Below are 18,139 nucleotides of genomic sequence, written 5' to 3'. Positions count from 1 at the left end.
ATCTGGTTTGTCATTGTCTGTCTAGACGTGGCACAAATTCGATGTCATCCATGATAAAATGTGACATAGTTAGGTGTCATAATCCCTGTAATTTTCCGGCCGTCCAAATATTTGGGGTTGAATTCATGAACAGATGTGTGAACACTCCGCAAGGTCTATTACTGCGACAGGATTTTGCATGATTAATGAATACAGGCGCCTTCGTGTGTTCCTGTGGGGGATCGTGTGACATCGACCTCGAAGCGGCACGGGACGGTGTCGATGACGTCGATGTCGTGGCCAGTTCCGAACTACTCTGCCAGGACGGCTTAGCCGGGATGTCACAGGTCATCGAGGAGTACGATCTCGATCAGGTCATCGCGACAACGCCAGAACCGTCATGTCAGGACCGCATCCGCGGGCTTGCCGACGAGCACGACCTCCATCCCGAGGCGTCGGTGTTTGTCGACCATCGGGAAACCAGCGCCTGGGTCCATGACGAGGCATCGGCCACTGACAAGACGGCCCGCCTAATCAACGCAAAACAGGCCGGCCTCCGCGAGGAAGCACCGTCACGAACGGTGTCGAAAGACGCCGGGAACCGCGTCGCTGTCGTGGGCGACCCCGGCGCGGCGCGGTCGCTGACTGACGACGCCGACGTGACGTTCATCGCGGACGGGCGGGACTTCGCCGACGTGGAAGGGCTCGGCGACGTGACGATGGAGCGCGGGCGCGTCGTTGACATCGATGGCTCCTACGGCGAGTACGAACTCACACTGGAAGCCCGCGTCACCGATGACTGCATCGACTGCATGGACTGTGTGCGCGAGGGGCCAGACGGGATGGTGACGGAGTTCCCTGTCGACATCCATCCGGACGCGCCCGACGGCGAGTGGACGAACATCTGTCCGACCGACGCTATCGACCTGAACGGCGTTACCCGCACCGTTGAAGTCGACCAGGTCATCTACCCCGGCGGCCGCGACGACGCCCGCGGCGGTCGATTGGGCTTTTACACCGGGCCGGTCGACGCCGGCACCATCGCCGCAGTCGAATCACAGCTGGGCGGCATCGAGAAACCGCAGTTCCTCGACCTCGATATGGATGTCTGCGCGGCAGGTGCGTCCAGCCAAGAAGGGTGTACGGCCTGCGTCGACGCCTGCCCACACGGCGCGGTCGACCGGCCGACTATCGATTCAGTCGAGTTCGACGAGACCGCCTGCGAGAACTGCGGAGCTTGTACGAGTGCCTGCCCAACGGGTGCAACACAGCTCCGTGAGCCCTCGAACCGACGGCTCGCGCGCGAAGTCGAGGCACTACTGCAAGACGATTCCGACGAGAGCTTGCTCTCGCGGGGCGACAGCGCAGGTATCGACACTCAGGTCATCGCGTTCGTCTGTTCGGAGTACGCGATGGAACGCCTTCGAGCGCACGGTCGCAAGGCGGTGCGCTCGGGCGACCTCGACTACCCGCCCATCCTCCCCGTTTCCGTCAATTGCACGGACACGGTTGGCGAAGCACACGTCATGCACGCGCTCGCGGCCGGCGCGGACGGCGTCGCCATCGTCGGCTGTGGCGGCTCGTGTCTGCACTCCGGCCCGGACCCCAAGCAAGAGCTGGTCGACCGGCTCAATCAGGCGACGACCGACCTTGGGCTCGGTGACCGGGTCGGCTTCTTTGCGCCCGAGGCCGGCAACCCCGAGGCCTTCGTCGAGTCGCTGTCCGGGTTTGTCGAGTTCGGGCTTGACGAGACGCCGATGCCGGCCGGCGGCTACGAGGCGACCGGCCGAAGCGACACGGACCGTGAGGACCCTCGCCCCAACCCCGATTTCGACAGCCATGGCTGGACCCTAGAGAGCGTTCGGACCATCCTCGAACACGTCGAACCCGAACGCGAGGTGATTCGCGGGCTGAAAGACTTCGGGGTCATGGACGTCAACGACGCGTGTACGCTGACACCAACCTGTACGAACCTCTGTCCGACCGATGCCATCCAGCGGACCGGCGAGGGCGAGCTGGCGTTCAACCACGCAGATTGCGTCAACTGCGGTCTCTGTGAGGAGGGCTGTCCAGAGACGGCGATTACGATGCACGACGGGCTGGACCTCTCCCTGCTCCCCGAGAACAGGGGCGGCGAGGCCTGGATAACCGTCCACGAGGGCGATATGCTGGAATGTGTCCGCTGTGGGAAACCGTTCACCAGTGTCGCCTCCGCCGACAAAATCGAGGAGGAGGTCGGCGACCAGGTCGAGGGGCTGGCTCCCGACGCCGACCACTCCGTCTTCGAGTACTGTAGCGACTGCCGGAGTCGTCTGCTGTTCGATCATGGGGAGAAGCGATGAACGACGCAGCCGTCTACGAGGCCCGCCTCGAACTGGTGGATTTCGTCATCGACGTGTTCTGGGACGTGCCCGAGGAAGCGTTCGTCGAGCGGCTAGTGAGCGGCGAGGTGCAACTGCCGGAAGATTCGATCAACGACCAGCTCGACGAGGGCTTCGAGATGCTTGCGACGTGGATCGACGAGAACGCCGACCGGTCGGTTTCGGCGGTGCAGGACGACCTCGAACGGGAGTACACGGACCTGCTCGTCGGCCCGCGGCCGCCGGTGTTGCCCCACGAGACGAACTACCGCGAGGACACGGAGTTCATCGGCGAAGGACTCGCCGAGGTTGATGCCAGCTACGCTGCGGCGGGGTGGGCACCGCCCGAGGACTACCCCGAAGAGGACGACTTCGTCGCCGTCGAGCTGGCATTCCTGCGGTATCTCATTGAACGCCAGCGCGAGGGCGACGAGGAGACGGTCGGCTACGAACGAGTGTTCATTGAGCAACACCTCAGCGAGTGGGTTGTCGAATTCGCTGACGAGATGCGCGACGAGGCCGATGACGGACTGTTCCTCGCAGCGGCGCTCATCTGTGAAGGGCTCGTCCGCTTCGAGGACGAAATCGTCGCCCAGATCGGGTAGCGGGGCGGCTACCGGATTCGGAGCACGAGCCCGACGCTTGCGATGAGCCCGACAATGATCAGAACCTTTACAGCAGGCAGCAGGAATGCCATCGCCTGTTCCATGAGAAAGAGCGACCGCCAGGAGTTGACCGACCGTGCGATGACCGCGACGGCGCCCGCGCCCGCGACCAGCACGCAGAGGAGCGTGGCCGAGGCCGCCGCGATGACACCGAATGGGTTCACATGCAGTCGCTCACGCATCGGGGACCACCCGTCGACCGACGACGAGGACCACGAACAGCGGAACGAGGACGACTAGCAGACGGCTGACGAACAGCCCGATGTAGCTGATAGTCGATTTGAGGTGAATCTGCCAGTGCCAGCTCCCCTTGAGTTCGGCGATGAGGCCGATTGTACCGACGACCAGCAGTGAGAGTGCCAGCAGCGTAGCGAGGGTGTAAACCAGAATTCGGAGATAACCGAGAAGTGACACGGCGGTCAGCCGGGAGTTCGATTGCTCGGTGGCCATCAGGTACCCTTTCCGGTCCAGTGCTGCTGATAGACATCGTACGTGATGACGGCGAGAACAACCAGCCCGACACCGAGGACCGCCGCGCCCATGTCGGGTGGAAACGGGAGGTCCAGCCCCGATTCCGCATGCATGAGTATATTTAACATGGGTCGTGGTACGGACTGACAAGTAAAAAACCGTTATGACCTGTTCTTCTGCGACAAAGTTTTTCTCTGCGTACCCCTACCCTTGTAATAACATACCATGCCTTCGCGCCGCGGGCTACTGCTCCGGCTCTCCACACTCACCGGAGCGGCCGGTCTCAGCGGCTGTTCATCCCTGCTAGCCAGGCAAGCGGAGTCGCCGACGGGTGACCTCGACCCGAACCCGCGGGCCAACGAACTCCCGATACGGCAACACGCCTGGAACGAGCGCCTTCGAAGCGATGCCGCTGGCAACGACCTGTTGCCACGTCATTTCCGACTGTTCATGCTCGACCTCGACGACGAACCATCTGACGCGGCCGCGGAGACCGTCGAACTGGCGATGCGAACACTGGAAGACGCCTATGAGTTCAACAGCGCAGGGCTCCTGCATATGCTCGGATGGGGGACGAGCTACTTCGACACCTACGGGTCGCTTGATTCGTCCCCGATACGCAGCCCGCGGGTTCTTTCCCGGACAGACGATCCCGATCTACAGGCTTTCGACGCAATGCTCGTTCTGGCGAGCGACGTTCCGTCGAATCTCGCCGCCGCTGAGTCGGCGATGTTCGACACGCGGCCGACGCTTGCGGACGCGGAAATTCAGGGCCGACTTGGCGACGTGTTCTCCGTGGCAGACCGCCGCGGCGGTTTCATCGGCGGGGGACTCCCGGCCGCCCACGCCGACGCGGAAGGCGTCCCCGCCGATATTCCCGCGGAATCGTATATGTTCTCGGGCTTTTTCGCCGGTCGGTCCGGCACGCAGGCCAGCGAGGACCGCATCACCATCGACGACGACCCCTACGCCGGCGGGACGACGATACACCTCTCACGAATCAACGAGGCCTTCGACAACTGGTGGGAACTCGCCCAGTCTGACCGCGTCAAGCGGCTGTTCTCGGCGGAGTTTTTCCCGGAGGACATCGACAGAGGTGACCTCCCCTTCTCCGACATGGTCCGTGAACACGCGAGCAGCGAGGGAGCGGTCGGCCACTTCGAGAAGGTGGCCCGCGCCCGTAAGGACGGGGAGCCGGTTCTCCTCCGGCGCGACTTCAATACGATTGACGGCGGCCAGGCCGGGATTCACTTCCTCTCATTACAGGAACGCCCGCGTGACTTTGAGGAAGTCCGGGACGCGATGAACGGCTGGTGGCTCCGCGAAGAACACGAGGAACTCCGGGACCGGCAGAACAACGGCCTGCTGGAATTTATCGAGGTTGCGTCACGCTCGAACTTCTACGTCCCGCCGCGTGACAAACGGGCCTTCCCGGCCCCATAGCTGTTGCTCACGTGAGAGTGGGGCCACGAAAATAGTACAAGACCTGACGCCGATAGCGTTCACTCCTCGTCGTCGTCCGTTGTCGTGTCGTTCTGGTTCACGTCACCTGGCCAGACGCCGTGGTCCCAGACCTCGAAGTTGTTGAACGTCTCTGTCGCACCCTTAGGTTTCCACTCGCTTTTCTCGTGTGACATTATATATCATCTGTCGCAGTGGCCGGGCTTAAGTTTTGATGCCGTCACTCAGACGGCGTTCCCGGTGGTTTCTGCTCGTCCGTCACTTCGTCAAGGAACGCGTTGGCGTAGAGGTCGACGTGCATTTTCAGGACCGCGCTCTCGTCGACTCCGCTCTCTTCGGCCTGTTGACGGAGTAACGTAGCCAGTTCCTCGGTTGGTTCGTACCGTATCTCGCGACCGTCGACATTGAATTCCACGTCGTGGGACTGTGAGACGAGGTGCTCGATCTCCAGCAACGCCTGCTCGACTTTGGTCTCCATCGCCTCGTCAATATCCTCTAATCGCCGGTCGGCCCACTCTTGGGCGGCCTCATACAGCCGGTCACTCACCTCGAAGGTAAGCGTCAAAACGACACCCCCTCGCCCTCGAACTCTGGCGTCCACAGCGTCGTTTCCTCACACACTGGACACTCCTGTCGGCGCGGCTTCCCCTCGAACGCCGAGAGATCTATCATCTGGCCGCATTCCTCGCAACTGTAGTAGGTCATTCTTCGGATGGCGGCCACGACTGTGGGGCCGGGTCCGACTCGGTCATCTCGGAGTACAGGACCACGAGCGCTCCGAGCACGGTGGTCAACACCAACACCCCAGCGATGCCGCCCAGCGCGTTCTGGCCGACAAACGTCGCTGTGCCGGTCGCGAAGTCGATGGTCGACGCGACTTCGAACAGTGTCAGTAACAGCCAGACGAAGGCACCCAGTACCACGAATGTGAGTATCTTCGACTGTTGGATCGCGGTTCGAAGTGTCATTGTTGATCGTGTATGACAATGACCAGCAAGCACTATAAACATACGGCGTTGGTCATCGGTCATCGTGAAGGCCCGCGACCGTGGGCATAGAGGTATGCGACTCCGATGAGGGCGTATGCTCCGCCGAGACCAGCAAAGATCGTATCGCCCTGTCTGGTCCCGATGAACGCCTGAGCGAGACCGACGAGAACCATCGCACCGCCGATCAGTCGCGCTCGGGCGGATTCGTTCATGACAGCTGTTGCTCTGACAGGGCACATAATTATTGACGATAGGGGCACCTAACGCTCTGTAGCACTCACTCCGTCGCGAGGTCCCACTCCGCCTTCTCGGCGGCGTCGGTGAGCGGAATGAACTCCCACCCTGTCCGGTTGGCGATCGGTTCGTCGTCCGGGCGGCCGACGAGGACCATCCGCTCGGCATAGAACATCGAGTGTTCGTCGATATCGGCGAGCCGTTCGGCCGGTTCTTGGCCAGCGCCGCTGAAGAAATCGGCGTCGATGCCGTGGTCGCGCTGGAACTTGTTGATAACGAATGCATCCACGTCGCCGATGATACCGACCCAGTCAGCCCATCCCCTCGCCTCACGGAACACCAGTTTCGGGTCGGCGAACTGCCGGGCCGCGTCGTAGGTCACGGCCATCGTCATGTCGTCGATGCCGCCGCCGTGCGGGCCGCTCGCCTCAACAGACTCCTCACCAGCGGCGGGGTCCTCGGCGACGTTCGAGGCCGGGTCAGTGTCGGTCGCGGCTGCGCCACCCGCGCCGCCGCTGTCTGTCGGAATACCGACCGGCTTGTCCTTGTTCTCCCGCGGGACGTGGGGAACCGCCTGGCCCCAGGGTCCGCGCTGGCGGCATCGCCGTCGTTCCCCTCGATATCAGTGTCCGCGTCGGGACTCGTACGTGCAGCCGCGTCGAGACTCCCAGTCTCGGCGTCGCTGTCGGGCCGCACCGACATAGTCCCGGGGTCCGGTTCATCCTTGGGGTCGCCCTCGTCGCTCCAGAACCAGTCGCCCCGATTCGGCGTCTCTTCCTCGTCCTGTACGTCGAGTTCGTCGAGGTCGATTTCGTCTGTCATTCTCCGAGTGTCGTGTCCGCTGATATTGTTGACTGGTCGACGGCGTCCACGAGACCGAGTCGCTCGATTGTCTCAGGGGTTGGCCTGCCGTCGGCGTCCCAGCCCCGTTGACTGTAGTACTCGTCGAGCATCGCATCGAAGGATTCGGTGTCGATTGCCGCGCCCGCGTTCGGGCCCGAATCGAGCGGTTCCTGCAGTTTCGCCGGCAGTTCGTCGTCGGCTCGGGAAACGCCCTCGCGGACGTTGAACAGCCGCGTCAGCGTCCAGACCCGCTCGCCAACTGTCGCGAGGTCGCCATCCGTGTCCAGTCCGACGGCGTCGAGCCATTCCGCGCCGAGGTCGTCGAAGGCGTCGCCGACGAAGTCGTCCACGACCAGACACCATAGCACCGAGCGCTGGTCCTGTTCGCGGATGACGGCCGTGGCCGCCCGCTGGGGGCTCCAATCACCGTCGAACCCTTCCTGCTCGATGGGGAGCGCCCGCCGGTGACAGGCTCCGCGGTCACTGGTCGCGTACGCCAGCGCCATACTCCGTGCGCCGCGGGGGTCGTACGCGGGCAGTTCCATGGCCTTGACCGTCGGCAGGAGGTCGTCCCCGCCCAGGCGGGCCGAAGCTGCGTCGACGCCGTCGGCCAGGGCGTTGCCGAGTGTCGTTTCCCGAGCAACGATCTCTTCGAGGAGCGCCCGCGCGTCGTCGGGACTCCCGTAATCGAGCGATTCCGCAAGCAGGCCGGCGTCGCCGGCTTTGATCGCCCACGCGACGGCGCTCCCGGCGCTGATGAGGTCGAGCCCCAGTCGGTTGCACGTCTCGCCCAGCGCTGCCACGGCGTCGAAGTCGTCGATGCCGAGCCCGGCACCGAGGCTCATCGCTGTTGCCCCACGGGGCACGGTCTCGCCATCTTCCGTCTGGACGCGGAAGCCGCCGGGACTGTCCGCATCGTCGTACTCCCGGCCCGCAGCAAGTTCCTGTACGGCCTCTATCCCGACGCTGTCGGCCCCCTCGAACTGGCCGTCTTCCCAGCCGCGGGTCGAGAGCGCACCGATCGCATTGGCGAAATCGACCGTTTCGACGGTCCCGCTGGCGTGCAGCCACTGGCCGGTGTCGCCCTCGCGGTACCGCTTTGCGTACTGCTCTCGTAGCTCCGCGAGGTCCGTCGGCGGCTCACCCCGGACGACGACGGCCTTCAGCCGTTTTGCACCCATCACCGTTCCAGCACCACCCCGCCCCGCGTGGTGTTCGCCGGCGTCGGAAGCGATCGTCGCGAACGCGACACCCTGCTCGCCCGCCGGGCCAATACACGCCACTGCAGCCTCGGGGAACGCTGCGTCGGTTTCGGCCGTATCCTGCCCCCACGTCTCGGCAGGTTCGACCGTCGCGTCGTCGTCCGAAACAACGAGTTTGACCGGCTCCGAGGCACGCCCGGTGACAAGAATCCCAGTGTGGTCCTGCAGCGCGCCGGCCAGTGTATCCGGGAACGTCCCGCCCGCGTATGAGTCGAGGAAGCCACCTGTCAGGGGCGACTTTGTGACCGCCGCGTAGCGCGTCTCGCCGGGGAGCAGCCCGGAGACCGGCCCGAGCATGAACAACAGGACGTTCTCGGGGCCTAGCGGGTCGGTACCGGCGTCGAGTTCATCGTACAGGTACCGAGCGCCGAGCCCCTTGCCGCCGATAAACTGGCGACGCCAGGCCGCCGGAACCGGACAGCTCTCGACCGACGCCGACGACAGGTCGACGTGGAGCATTCGGTCCCGGTTGGCTACTGTCATCATACCTCACTCTTCGGTCTGTCGACTAAAGGATTACCCACAGCACCAAGCACCTTTCTGCCAGACCCGAGAAGTCGGGGTATGCGCGCAGGTGTCATCGTCGCTGGCGGCCGGTCGACGCGGTTCGGCGACAGCGACAAGGCCGTCGCCGACCTCGCTGGGACGCCGATGGTCCGACGCGTCGCCGACCGCCTCGGCGGAGCCGTCGACGAACTCGTTGTGAACTGCCGCGAGGACCAGGTCGAGGCCATCGACACGGCGCTGTCGGACTACACGCTCGACCCGATGTTCGCGATCGATGAGGACCCCGACCAGGGACCGATGGCTGGCATCGCGACCGGATTGGGAGCCGTCGACAGCGAGTATGCCGCCGTGGTGGCCTGCGATATGCCCTTTGTCGACCCGACGTTCGTCGACTACCTGTTCGAGCAGGCGGCGTCCCACGAGGCCGCAGTTCCGCGTCCGGACGAATGGTTTCAGACGACACAGGCGGTGTACCACGCCGACGCGATGTACGACGCCTGTCAGCGAGCACTGGAGCGCGGTGAGCACAAAATCGTCGAACCGTTGTTCGACCTCGATTACGTCGTCATCGAACGCGAAGATGTGCTCGAACGCACCTCACTGGAGACGTTCAACAACCTCAACACCCGCGAGGAGTTCGATGCCGCGGCCGAACGGTTTTGAACGAGCGGGGCCGGTGTCGGCTCGGTCTCAGACGACTGCTACCAGCGGGTCGTCGCTCCGCATCTCAGCGAGGACGACACGAGGCACGTCGGTTCGGTTGTGAATGGCCTCGGCAATGGCCCGCGCGCTCGTTTCGAGTCCCGCGTCATCGACCATGTTGAGCAGCGGAACCGCGGTCGCGTTTGCTGGCACGTCTTTCAGCCCACCCTGCTCGTGGGCGAGGACCGCGGCGACGTCCTGCGGTCGAATCTCGTCACCACGAGCGAGCCCGGTAATCGCGGTAACTTCGTCGACCCGGTGGACGATGTCGTCGGTCAAAGGTTCGCCGACGACGTGCGCGCTGGCGATCGGTACGACTGTCGATGCCGTCGAAGGTAGCTGTGGCTCGCGGTCGCTTGGCGCTTTGAATTCCCGCATCCGCGCACCGTCGGCTTTCACCAGAATCGGGTGCTCGGTGTCAACCAAGTCGGCGACGGTCGCCGGGTCGTAGCCGCGGTAGCGGTCCGGGCGCTCCTGGGCCGGCACGACGCCCAGCGGCCACGCAGACGCCGCGTCGATGGCTGTCCGTGGGGCTTCCGTCACGACGACCTCCTCGACCCAGCCGTCGAAAATGGGAATCCGGACCGTTGCGGTGACGACGGCGTGTTCTAGTCGCGCTGCGAGCGTTGCCATCGTCGTTTTCTTGCCCCCAGCGCCAACAAAGCAGATGGTCCCGTGTCGCGCGTCCAGCGCATCGACGATGTCCATACGCAGTGCACGGCGGTCGTCTGATTAACCGTTACCCCAGTGTGCCCGATGACAGAACCGGATCAGTCACGTCATTTAAGAGGCTGTGCTGTGAACAGTTAGCAAGGATATGCTCGAAGACGACTTCGGTCGCGAGGTCTCCGGTGTCCGCGTCTCCCTCACCGACCGGTGTAACTTCGACTGCGTCTACTGCCACAACGAGGGGCTGGGTGACACGCGGGGCCCGATGGAGGCACAGGACGACGAACTCACGGCCGATACCATCGTGGCCTTCCTCGAAGTCGCTGCCGAGTTCGGCGTCGACTCGGTGAAGTTCACCGGTGGTGAGCCAATGCTCCGGGAGGACCTAGAGGAAATCGTCCGGCGCGCCCCCGACGAGATGGAGGTGTCGATGACGACCAACGGCACCTTCCTCCCCGGCCGCGCCCCGGACCTCGTCGACGCAGGTCTCGAGCGGGTCAACGTCTCGCAGGACGCCCTCGATAGTGAGGCCTTCGCCGAACTGACCCAGAGCGGGGCCTACGACCGCGTCCTCGAAGGCGTCGAAGCGGCGCTGGACGCCGGTCTCGAACCCGTGAAGCTCAACATGGTCGTCTTCGAGCCGACCGCGGGGTACGTCCCGAAGATGGTCGATCACGTTGCCGAGAACCCCGGGCTCCAGCTCCAACTCATCGAGTACATGCCGGAACTTGCCGGCCACCCGGAGTGGGCCATCGACATCGACCGCGTCCACGACTGGCTCGAGGACCGCGCCGACAAGGTCGAACATCGCGAGATGCACGACCGCAGGCGCTACTGGATACACAGCAGCGACGCGGCGGTCGAAGGCAGTGGCCCCACCACATCGCTGGCCGCGTCTGACGGTGGGATACGGACGGAACCGGTCAACAACCGCAACAGCGGGATGGTCGAAATCGTCGACCCCGTCGGCAACGAGAACTTCTGTGCGAACTGTCATCGCGTGCGGCTCACCCACGACGGCTACCTCAAGGGCTGTCTGAACCGCAACGATGACCTGCGTGACATCGGCACGACCAAGGAGTCGATGCGCGCCGCGTTCCGCGAGACGGTCGACACCCGCGTCCCCTACTACGGCGAGTACATGGTCGAAACCGAGGACGGCGAGTGGGAGATAAACGAGGAGTACATCGACACCGACGGGGACCGTGCGCCCTACGAGTACTCGGAGTAGCGGCCGCCGCGGGCAAACGCTCTTACTATTCCGTCGTGAAAACCGCGCAGGATGAGTTTCACGTTCCGCGAGCAAACGACAATAACGCTCTCGTGGAATGAACTGACCGGCGCAATCGGGGACTCGGCGACGGTACTCCCAGTTGTTGTCGCCGTCGCCGTGCTGACGGAGCTCTCGCTCCCGGTCATGCTCGTCTGGTTCGGCGTTTTTCAGGTCGTCTGGGGGCTGTACTACGGCGTTCCGATATCGGTAGAGCCGATGAAAGCCTTCGCCGCGCTGGTCATCGCCGGGACCATCTCCACTGGCGAACTTGTTGTCGCAGGGCTTTTGATTGCTGTCGTTCTGCTCGCGCTCGGAACGACGCGGTCGCTCAAAACGGTCAATGAATACGTTGACGATACGGTCGTTCGGGGGGTGCAACTCGGGGTCGCGCTGGTCCTGCTGGAAACCGGCATCGGTCTCGGACTCAACGACCCGATACTCGTGGCTGTCGCCGTTGGCATTGTTGCCGTTCTCGCGCTCCTGGGCCACAGCGGGCAGAGCGCCTTCGTCGTCTTTGTCCTCGGAGCCGCCATCGCCCTCGCGGAGACCGGGATTCCGACGCCGGCCGTTCCAGCGGTTGACGCCATGTTCATGCTCCCAAGCATGACACTGTCGGCACAGACGGGCGAAGCCGTCCTCGCACAGATAGCGGTCACGGTCGGCAACGCCGCCCTCGCCACGTCGGTTCTGCTCGCCGATTATTTCGACCGGGACGTCTCCGCGGACCAGCTTTCGAACAGTATGGGGTTGATGAATCTGGTCGCGGTCCCTTTCGGTGCGTTCCCGATGTGTCACGGGAGCGGCGGCGTTGCCGGGAAGTACGCCTTCGGGGCCAGAACGCCCGGCGCGAATCTGATACTCGGTGCGGGCTACGTGCTGACTGCGTTCCTCGCCGTTGGCGTCATATCGGCCTATCCAACGGCGCTACTTGGGGTCATTCTGGTACTGATCGCGCTCCAGCTGGGCTGGACCGGAGTTTCCAGAACGGATGACTTGGCAGTCGTTACGGCAATCGGTGTCGTCGGCGTGCTCATCAACCTCGGTCTCGCGCTCGTTCTCGGCGTGCTCGTCCAGCAATTGCGTGCCCGACTGTGACTCAGTGGCTGGGCCCCCACACGCTTGTAGCAGGAGCCCGAAGTGTCGACCGATAAATGCGTCCCGCAACGGAACTAGAGAACCTGCTCGGAGAGGCAGAGTCACTCACGATTGTCTGTCACAACAACCCCGACCCCGACTGTCTGGCCAGCGCGCTCGCGCTCGGTCGCATCGCGGCTGCCGTCGGCATCGACGAACGACGCATCCTCTATAGCGGCGAGATATCACACCAGCAGAACCGATCGTTCGTCAATCTGCTGGAGATGGACATTCAGGAGTTCGATACAGCCGACGTGATGGACCGGGACCCTTCGGAACTACTCGCCTTCGTCGACCACTCGATTCCAGGAGCGAACAACCGGGTCCCAGACGATGTCTCGGTTGATATCGTTGTCGACCATCACCCCGCCGAGGACATCGCGGCCAGGTTCGTTGACCACCGTGTTGAGATCGGCGCGACGGCGACGATACTGACCGAGTACCTCCGGGACCTCGACATCGAACTTGATGACCGCCTGGCGACGGCGTTACTGTTTGCCATCCGGCGGGAGACGCTCGGATTCCTGCGCGGCGTGACGCCGGACGAGTACGGGGCGGCCGGCTTTCTGACGGACACTGCCGATTCTGACCTGTTGCGACAGCTCTCATCGCCGTCTATCAGCGGCGCGACCGTCGACGCTATCGCGGACGCAATCGGAAACCGGACGGTCCGCGGGTCGGTGCTGATCTCACACGTCGGTCGGACGCCCGAGCGGGACGCCCTGCCGCAGTCGGCTGACTATCTGGCGACGCTCGAAGGCGTCGAGACGGCCATTGTCTTCGGCATCGTCGAGGACACGATCCAGCTCAGCGCCCGCTCGACGGACTCCCGGGTCAACATCGGTGACGTTCTCGATAAGTCCTTGGGCGATGTGGGGAGCGCAGGGGGACACCGCGAGATGGCCGGCGGCGAAGTACCGCTTGGCATCTTTGCCGATTACACGAGCGACGACACCGTGCTTGTCGATATCGTCGAGCAAGTGATTTCGGCGCGGCTGTTTGCCGGATTGAATCTCTCAGAAGAGGACTGAACCGCCGTCCGTCGTTCAGGACAGCCGGAACGTTTCGAGGTTCTTCGGGTTGTGGGTCCGCATGTTGAACTTCTGGTACAGCGCAGAGGAGAGCTGGTTCGTCGTGGACGCGTCGCCGTGGACACAGAGGATCTTCTCCGGTCGCGGGTGCATCGTCTCGACGAACGACTCAAGCCCCTGTCGGTCGGCGTGGCCGGAGAAGCCATCGACCGTCTCAACGTTGAGCCTGAGGCTCACCCGCTCGGCGCGTGGCCCGCTCGTGTCGCCGAGGGTAATCTCGTCCTGGCCACGCTGGATCTGGCGGCCAAGAGTTCCTTCTGCCTGGTAGCCGACGAAGGCCATCGTGTTGTCCGGCTCGCTACCCAGCAGCCGGAGCCAGGACATCACGGGGCCGCCGGTGACCATCCCGGAGGTGGTCAGGACGATTGCCGGTTCGTCGTCGGCGATGTCCTGTCGCATCTCGTCGCCGCCGTCGACCTGTTCGAACTGCTCGGCGAGGAATGGGTTCTCGTCCTCGTAGAGAATGCGCTGGCGGAGGTCGTCCCGGAGGTACTCCGGATACGCGGTGTGGATGGCTGTCGCCTCCCGAATCATCCCATCGAGGTACACCGGCATCGTCGGAATGTCGCCCTTTCGCATCGCTTCTTCGAGGACGAGCATGAGTTCCTGGGACCGCCCCACGGCGAACGCCGGAATCAGCACCTTGCCGTCGTTCTCGTAGGTCTCGTTGATGACGTCCCTGAGAACCCGCTCGGAGTCAGACTGGTCAGTCTGGTAGTCGTTTTTGCCGCCGTAGGTCGACTCCAGCACGAGCGTCTCGACCCGCGGGAAGTCGTTGACAGCGCCATCGAGCAGACGGGTGTCCTTGTAGTGGATATCTCCGGAGAAGGCGACGTTGTACCGCCCCTCACCGATATGGAAGTGACACACCGCCGAGCCCAGAATGTGGCCGGCGTTGTGCATCGTGAGCTTGATGTCCGGCGCGATGTCGGTGACATTGCCGAACTCCAGCGGAATCGTGTGTTTCAGCGCGTCTCGGACCTGCTGGCTCTCGTAGGGCGGGGTGCGGCCCTCCTTAGAGGCCACGTCGAGGTAGTCCAGTTGGAGCAGGCCCATCAGGTCTCGCGTCGGCGCGGTCGTGTAAATCGGCCCGTCGTAGCCGTACTTGAACAGGATAGGAATGAGCGCGGAGTGGTCGAGGTGTGCGTGTGTTAGGACAACGGCATCGAGGGAATTCGGCCCCGCGGCGAGCGCCTCGGGCGCTTGGAGGTACGGGACCTCGCCCTCGGCGCCCGGCTTGTCGCCACAGTCGATGAGAATGCGGGACTCCGGCGTCGAGAGGATGAACGCGGCGCGCCCGACCTCGCGACAGCAGCCGAGCGTGGTAAGCCGAACCCAGTCTTCGTCGCTCGTGGTGGGACGGTTGATTTGGCGACCGACGCGCTGGAGGATGTCCCGCCGTTCTTCGCGTTCCTGCTTGAGGTAGTTCCGGACGTTCGAGACAGTCGAAGACTCCATCGGTGGCGTCCGGACGACTTCGGGCGTCCACCCGACAGAGGCGGAGATCTCGTCCAGCGTCGCCCCGTGACGGCCAATGACGCGACCGGGCTTTTCCGCCTCGATAAACACCTCACCGGTCTGCCGATCGAAATCCAGATTCTGGACACCGGCGTCCTCTGGAATCGTCTGCGTGATTCGAGACCGGGCTTCGTTTGGCGGGACGAGGGCTTCCTGCGTGGGGCGAACGTTGATTCGTTTACGCAGCGTCTGTGCGAGGTTTCTGACGATGCCGTCGCGGTTGGCGACCGTCTGCGCGTCCGGCGTGTAAATAACCAATTCCGGTCCCTCGAACGCGACGGATTCGATTTCGATGTCGTCCGGTGTCTCTTCTTCGACCTGTGCTTTGATTCTATCAAGTGTCTCGTCTGCGGAACTCATAAGTTTGGAGATGGAGGCCCGATAGCCGTCGGTAAAACCACGGCTCTCGACTGCCGTTATCTAGCGGGAGTGCAAGCATGGTAAAGAACCTTTGCTTGTCTCGCTATGTCACTGTAGAGTCGTGTCTCGGCGAGAACCGGCGAATTTTAGTGTGCGACTGCGAGTTGTATTTGTATGGGCTTTGGTAGCTACGATGAATCCGAACAGAAGGACAACGACGTAGACGCGGACGACAGCGAGGGTGTTGCGGTCCACGAGAACGACCACGACGGGTCGGTTTCCTTCGAGACAGAGGCGACCACGAGCGACCTCGTCGACAAACTCGGCGACATGAAAGACGAAGACGAGGAGTAACCACGCCGCCACTTCCGGCCGAGCTTACTGGCCGACTTTTTGTGCAAGTTCGCCGCGCTCGTCGAGCTGTTCGAGGATGTCACTGCCACCGATGAACTCCCCGTCGACGAACGTCTGTGGAATCGTCTCACGGTCACTGTGGCTCTCTAGCGCCTCTCGATAGGCATCGGTGGCCTTGAGCACGTCCACTGTCTCGATGTCGTCGCGGTGCTGTTGCAGCAGTGCGAGGGCCTTCTTCGAGTAGCCACACTGTGGCATCAGCTCGTTACCTTTCATGAACAGCACGACCTCGTTGTCCTCGATGACGCTGTCTACCTGGTCCGTGACCTCTTCTGGTGAGAGTTCTTCGGGCTCGAATGCCATACCATCACTAATGGGGTCGGGAATAAAGACGTACCGACGGGGTGAGCCACGCCGCCGGGACTTGACTACTCGGCTTCCTCGGGCGTCAGCGTTGTCAGCTCGATAGCGTGAATGTCGCGGGTGAGATGGTCCCCCAGCGCGTCGTGGACGAGCTGGTGCTGGTCAACCAGCGATTCTCCTTCGAACGCTGGCGAAACCACGCGTACGGCGTAGTGTTTGTCGTCGTCGGGGTCCCGTGGTGTGGTGACCATCGCCTGTGCTTCCGGAAGCGTTTCCTCGATTAGTTCGGCGACCGCATCTTCGTCCATACGCGCTCTGAAGAGAGCGGCGGGCAAAACAGTTGGCGTCGCGGCCACCGGCTGTCAATCTCTGCCGGCTGAACCACAGGTGTTTGTGCCTCGGGTGCGTAGATCGAATATGAGCGACGCAACGCTCGTCTACGACGACGACTGCGGCTTCTGTACGTGGTGGGCGGACTTCATCGACGAACGGTCCGATCTCGAAATCGTCGGCTTCTCTGAGCTCGGCGACGACCTGCTGGAGCGACTCCCAGACGACTACGAGTCCTGTTCGCATCTGGTGACCGAGGAAGACGTGTATTCCTGCGGAGAGTCCATCGAAACCGCACTTACATACACCGAGCTTGGGAAGCCTGCGCGGCCGCTGGTCTCGTTCCTCCGGCAGTTCGAGGACTACGAACGGTTCCGTGAGCGGGCCTATCGACAGGTCGCGGATAACCGTTCGAAGTGGGGGAAGGTCATGTCGAAGACGCCACCAGCGCGCAGAAATAATCCGGACTGACGCCACATATAGCGGACCGGCGGACACCGTTCTCACATCGAGCAGCGTAGTCCGCGACAGCCCTCCGTCGACTCACCCCATCAGTTGCTGGTGGGTCGGTTTCATACAGCGATCCTGAACGACCTGACGGCCGGCCGCCTCGGCGCGTTCGACGGCTTCGTCGTCGTGGATTCCAAGCTGAAGCCAGATAACGGCGTCGTCGTCGCGTTCCAGAGCCGCGTCGACGATGTCGCTGACCTCGTCGCTCGGCCTGAACACGTCAACGATGTCTATTTCGCCGGGGATCTCTGCCAGTGAGTCGTAGGCCTTCTGCCCGAATATCTCGTCCGCGAAGGGGTTGACCGGAATCACTTCGTACCCCTGCTTGCTGAGGTACTTCGGAATCTCGTGTGCATCCTTGCCGGGGCTGGTTGAGCACCCAACGACGGCGACACGGTCACGTTCGAGGATCTCTCGGAGTTCGGCGTCCGAAGTAACAGGCATACACGAAGGTTTGTCGGGCAGCAACAAAAGGGATTGCCTGCTACCTACTCTGCGGGCTCGTCGGCCTCTGTCGGTTCCTGCAGGTAGGTCTCGCCCCACGCTGCCATTTCGGTGATCACGGACTCCAGTGACTCCCCGTGTTCGGTGAGCGAGTAACTGACGCGAAACGGCTGTTCGTTGATTACTTCGCGGTCGACGAGCCCCTTCTCCTGCAGGTCTTCGAGGCTGTCAGAGAGCACTTTGGACGAAATTCCATCGACGTTCTCTTTGAGTTCATTAAACCCTGAGGGGCCGTTATCAAGCAATCGGTGGATGATAACGGGGTGCCACTTCTTCCCGATAAGCGACGCCGTCGTGGTTATAGGACACCAGTCCTCGCCGGCACACCAGACGGAGAGCTTCTCCGGTGAATCGCTCATATCTTGTCGGGATTTCGGTCGCTGTCGGCTAATAACTACCCCTGTGCGGGTAGCCGGAATCCATCTTTTGGAACCCACAACGAGAAACTCAGTCCGATATCGCACACTGACACCTGCCCAGAACTATCGGTCTCCGCGCCAAGGTGTGTCCCTCACCACTATTTCCTGTGGCGCGGTTACGCTAGGAGCGAGTAGGCATAT

Annotated in this window: 23 protein-coding genes and 1 pseudogene; 9 read left to right on the top strand and 15 right to left on the bottom strand. The window is 62.8% G+C overall.

All coding sequences use genetic code 11. From position 1 onward, the window contains the following. Window positions 1–185 precede the first annotated feature (185 nt). The gene (locus ACODNH_RS03980) at window positions 186–2,321 is read left to right on the top strand and encodes a 4Fe-4S dicluster domain-containing protein (RefSeq protein WP_434530956.1); all 2,136 of its coding nucleotides are present in this window, start codon (window positions 186–188) and stop codon (window positions 2,319–2,321) included. Continuing rightward, window positions 2,318–2,944: a TorD/DmsD family molecular chaperone gene (locus tag ACODNH_RS03975; RefSeq protein ID WP_306707683.1), complete on the top strand. Its 627-nt coding sequence runs from the start codon at window positions 2,318–2,320 to the stop codon at window positions 2,942–2,944. Before ACODNH_RS03980 ends, ACODNH_RS03975 begins: the two co-directional genes overlap by 4 nt. Before the next feature lie 8 nt (window positions 2,945–2,952). Here ACODNH_RS03975 and ACODNH_RS03970 read toward each other — a convergent pair whose 3' ends face one another. The 3 genes from ACODNH_RS03970 to ACODNH_RS03960 are packed head-to-tail and all read right to left on the bottom strand — an operon-like array spanning window position 2,953 to window position 3,603. Beyond that, window positions 2,953–3,168 carry a hypothetical protein gene (locus ACODNH_RS03970; protein WP_434530955.1) on the bottom strand — a complete coding sequence of 72 codons (216 nt, stop codon included), beginning with the start codon at window positions 3,166–3,168 and terminating at the stop codon, window positions 2,953–2,955. Between the two features lie 10 nt (window positions 3,169–3,178). Further along, window positions 3,179–3,454, bottom strand: a complete 276-nt coding sequence (locus ACODNH_RS03965) for a hypothetical protein (protein ID WP_306707679.1) — start codon at window positions 3,452–3,454, stop codon at window positions 3,179–3,181. Continuing rightward, complete coding sequence (locus ACODNH_RS03960) at window positions 3,454–3,603, bottom strand: hypothetical protein (RefSeq protein WP_306707678.1); 150 nt, start codon at window positions 3,601–3,603, stop codon at window positions 3,454–3,456. Before ACODNH_RS03960 ends, ACODNH_RS03965 begins: the two co-directional genes overlap by 1 nt. Before the next feature lie 97 nt (window positions 3,604–3,700). Here ACODNH_RS03960 and ACODNH_RS03955 point away from each other — a divergent pair, with 97 nt between their 5' ends. Further along, on the top strand, window positions 3,701–4,918 hold the full coding sequence (locus ACODNH_RS03955; protein WP_434530954.1) for a DUF7405 family protein: 1,218 nt from the start codon (window positions 3,701–3,703) through the stop codon (window positions 4,916–4,918). A 59-nt stretch (window positions 4,919–4,977) separates the two neighbouring features. Here ACODNH_RS03955 and ACODNH_RS03950 read toward each other — a convergent pair whose 3' ends face one another. From ACODNH_RS03950 to ACODNH_RS03925, 6 genes and pseudogenes are all read right to left on the bottom strand, one after another. Next, window positions 4,978–5,112 (bottom strand): hypothetical protein, encoded by a 135-nt coding sequence (locus ACODNH_RS03950; protein ID WP_434530953.1) that lies wholly within the window; start codon window positions 5,110–5,112, stop codon window positions 4,978–4,980. Between the two features lie 44 nt (window positions 5,113–5,156). Then, window positions 5,157–5,501, bottom strand: coding sequence for a hypothetical protein (locus ACODNH_RS03945; RefSeq protein WP_306707672.1), 345 nt, complete (start codon window positions 5,499–5,501; stop codon window positions 5,157–5,159). A gap of 136 nt (window positions 5,502–5,637) precedes the next feature. Then, window positions 5,638–5,904: a hypothetical protein gene (locus ACODNH_RS03940; protein WP_306707670.1), complete on the bottom strand. Its 267-nt coding sequence runs from the start codon at window positions 5,902–5,904 to the stop codon at window positions 5,638–5,640. Between the two features lie 59 nt (window positions 5,905–5,963). Beyond that, the gene (locus ACODNH_RS03935; RefSeq protein WP_434530952.1) at window positions 5,964–6,137 is read right to left on the bottom strand and encodes a hypothetical protein; all 174 of its coding nucleotides are present in this window, start codon (window positions 6,135–6,137) and stop codon (window positions 5,964–5,966) included. 65 nt (window positions 6,138–6,202) lie between these two features. Beyond that, window positions 6,203–6,981: pseudogene (locus ACODNH_RS03930) on the bottom strand (DUF7124 domain-containing protein). Next, entirely contained in the window at window positions 6,978–8,750 is a 1,773-nt protein-coding gene (locus tag ACODNH_RS03925) for an aldehyde ferredoxin oxidoreductase family protein (RefSeq protein ID WP_434530951.1), read from the bottom strand. Before ACODNH_RS03925 ends, ACODNH_RS03930 begins: the two are co-directional and overlap by 4 nt. 78 nt (window positions 8,751–8,828) lie before the next feature. On the opposite strand from ACODNH_RS03925, the gene ACODNH_RS03920 reads away from it, so the two are divergent. Beyond that, window positions 8,829–9,434: a molybdenum cofactor guanylyltransferase gene (locus ACODNH_RS03920; protein WP_434530950.1), complete on the top strand. Its 606-nt coding sequence runs from the start codon at window positions 8,829–8,831 to the stop codon at window positions 9,432–9,434. Between the two features lie 27 nt (window positions 9,435–9,461). Here the strand turns inward: ACODNH_RS03920 and yqeC are convergent, their stop codons facing one another. Then, a complete protein-coding gene (gene yqeC / locus ACODNH_RS03915; RefSeq protein ID WP_434530949.1) occupies window positions 9,462–10,181 on the bottom strand; it encodes a selenium cofactor biosynthesis protein YqeC in 720 nt (239 codons plus the stop codon). A gap of 109 nt (window positions 10,182–10,290) precedes the next feature. Between yqeC and moaA the strand changes: the two genes are divergently transcribed. From moaA to ACODNH_RS03900, 3 genes are read left to right on the top strand one after another with little or no spacing between them, the layout of a single operon-like run. Beyond that, window positions 10,291–11,373, top strand: a complete 1,083-nt coding sequence (moaA, locus tag ACODNH_RS03910) for a GTP 3',8-cyclase MoaA (protein ID WP_434530948.1) — start codon at window positions 10,291–10,293, stop codon at window positions 11,371–11,373. Between the two features lie 51 nt (window positions 11,374–11,424). Beyond that, on the top strand, window positions 11,425–12,510 hold the full coding sequence (locus ACODNH_RS03905) for a putative sulfate/molybdate transporter (protein WP_434530947.1): 1,086 nt from the start codon (window positions 11,425–11,427) through the stop codon (window positions 12,508–12,510). A gap of 56 nt (window positions 12,511–12,566) precedes the next feature. Beyond that, on the top strand, window positions 12,567–13,580 hold the full coding sequence (locus tag ACODNH_RS03900; RefSeq protein WP_434530946.1) for a DHH family phosphoesterase: 1,014 nt from the start codon (window positions 12,567–12,569) through the stop codon (window positions 13,578–13,580). Between the two features lie 15 nt (window positions 13,581–13,595). Here ACODNH_RS03900 and ACODNH_RS03895 read toward each other — a convergent pair whose 3' ends face one another. Then, window positions 13,596–15,518, bottom strand: a complete 1,923-nt coding sequence (locus ACODNH_RS03895; protein WP_306707650.1) for a beta-CASP ribonuclease aCPSF1 — start codon at window positions 15,516–15,518, stop codon at window positions 13,596–13,598. Window positions 15,519–15,692: 174 nt separating this feature from the next. On the opposite strand from ACODNH_RS03895, the gene ACODNH_RS03890 reads away from it, so the two are divergent. Continuing rightward, on the top strand, window positions 15,693–15,872 hold the full coding sequence (locus tag ACODNH_RS03890) for a DUF5786 family protein (RefSeq protein WP_004516241.1): 180 nt from the start codon (window positions 15,693–15,695) through the stop codon (window positions 15,870–15,872). 24 nt (window positions 15,873–15,896) lie between these two features. On the opposite strand, the gene ACODNH_RS03885 is transcribed toward ACODNH_RS03890, so the two are convergent. Beyond that, the gene (locus ACODNH_RS03885) at window positions 15,897–16,235 is read right to left on the bottom strand and encodes a glutaredoxin family protein (protein WP_306707647.1); all 339 of its coding nucleotides are present in this window, start codon (window positions 16,233–16,235) and stop codon (window positions 15,897–15,899) included. A gap of 65 nt (window positions 16,236–16,300) precedes the next feature. Further along, on the bottom strand, window positions 16,301–16,543 hold the full coding sequence (locus tag ACODNH_RS03880; protein ID WP_306707645.1) for a BolA family protein: 243 nt from the start codon (window positions 16,541–16,543) through the stop codon (window positions 16,301–16,303). A gap of 109 nt (window positions 16,544–16,652) precedes the next feature. Here ACODNH_RS03880 and ACODNH_RS03875 point away from each other — a divergent pair, with 109 nt between their 5' ends. Further along, window positions 16,653–17,036, top strand: coding sequence for a thiol-disulfide oxidoreductase DCC family protein (locus ACODNH_RS03875; protein ID WP_306707643.1), 384 nt, complete (start codon window positions 16,653–16,655; stop codon window positions 17,034–17,036). Between the two features lie 72 nt (window positions 17,037–17,108). Here the strand turns inward: ACODNH_RS03875 and ACODNH_RS03870 are convergent, their stop codons facing one another. Then, window positions 17,109–17,519 carry a CoA-binding protein gene (locus ACODNH_RS03870; protein ID WP_306707641.1) on the bottom strand — a complete coding sequence of 137 codons (411 nt, stop codon included), beginning with the start codon at window positions 17,517–17,519 and terminating at the stop codon, window positions 17,109–17,111. Window positions 17,520–17,563: 44 nt separating this feature from the next. Next, window positions 17,564–17,938 (bottom strand): winged helix-turn-helix transcriptional regulator, encoded by a 375-nt coding sequence (locus ACODNH_RS03865; RefSeq protein ID WP_434530945.1) that lies wholly within the window; start codon window positions 17,936–17,938, stop codon window positions 17,564–17,566. Between the last annotated feature and the right edge of the window lie 201 nt (window positions 17,939–18,139).

This window comes from Haloarcula sp. NS06 (genome assembly GCF_051122755.1).
In the GTDB taxonomy this organism is placed as follows: Archaea; Halobacteriota; Halobacteria; order Halobacteriales; family Haloarculaceae; genus Haloarcula.
The sequence above is the reverse complement of the archived record's forward strand: the minus strand, read 5'-3'. Positions and strand labels throughout refer to the sequence as shown.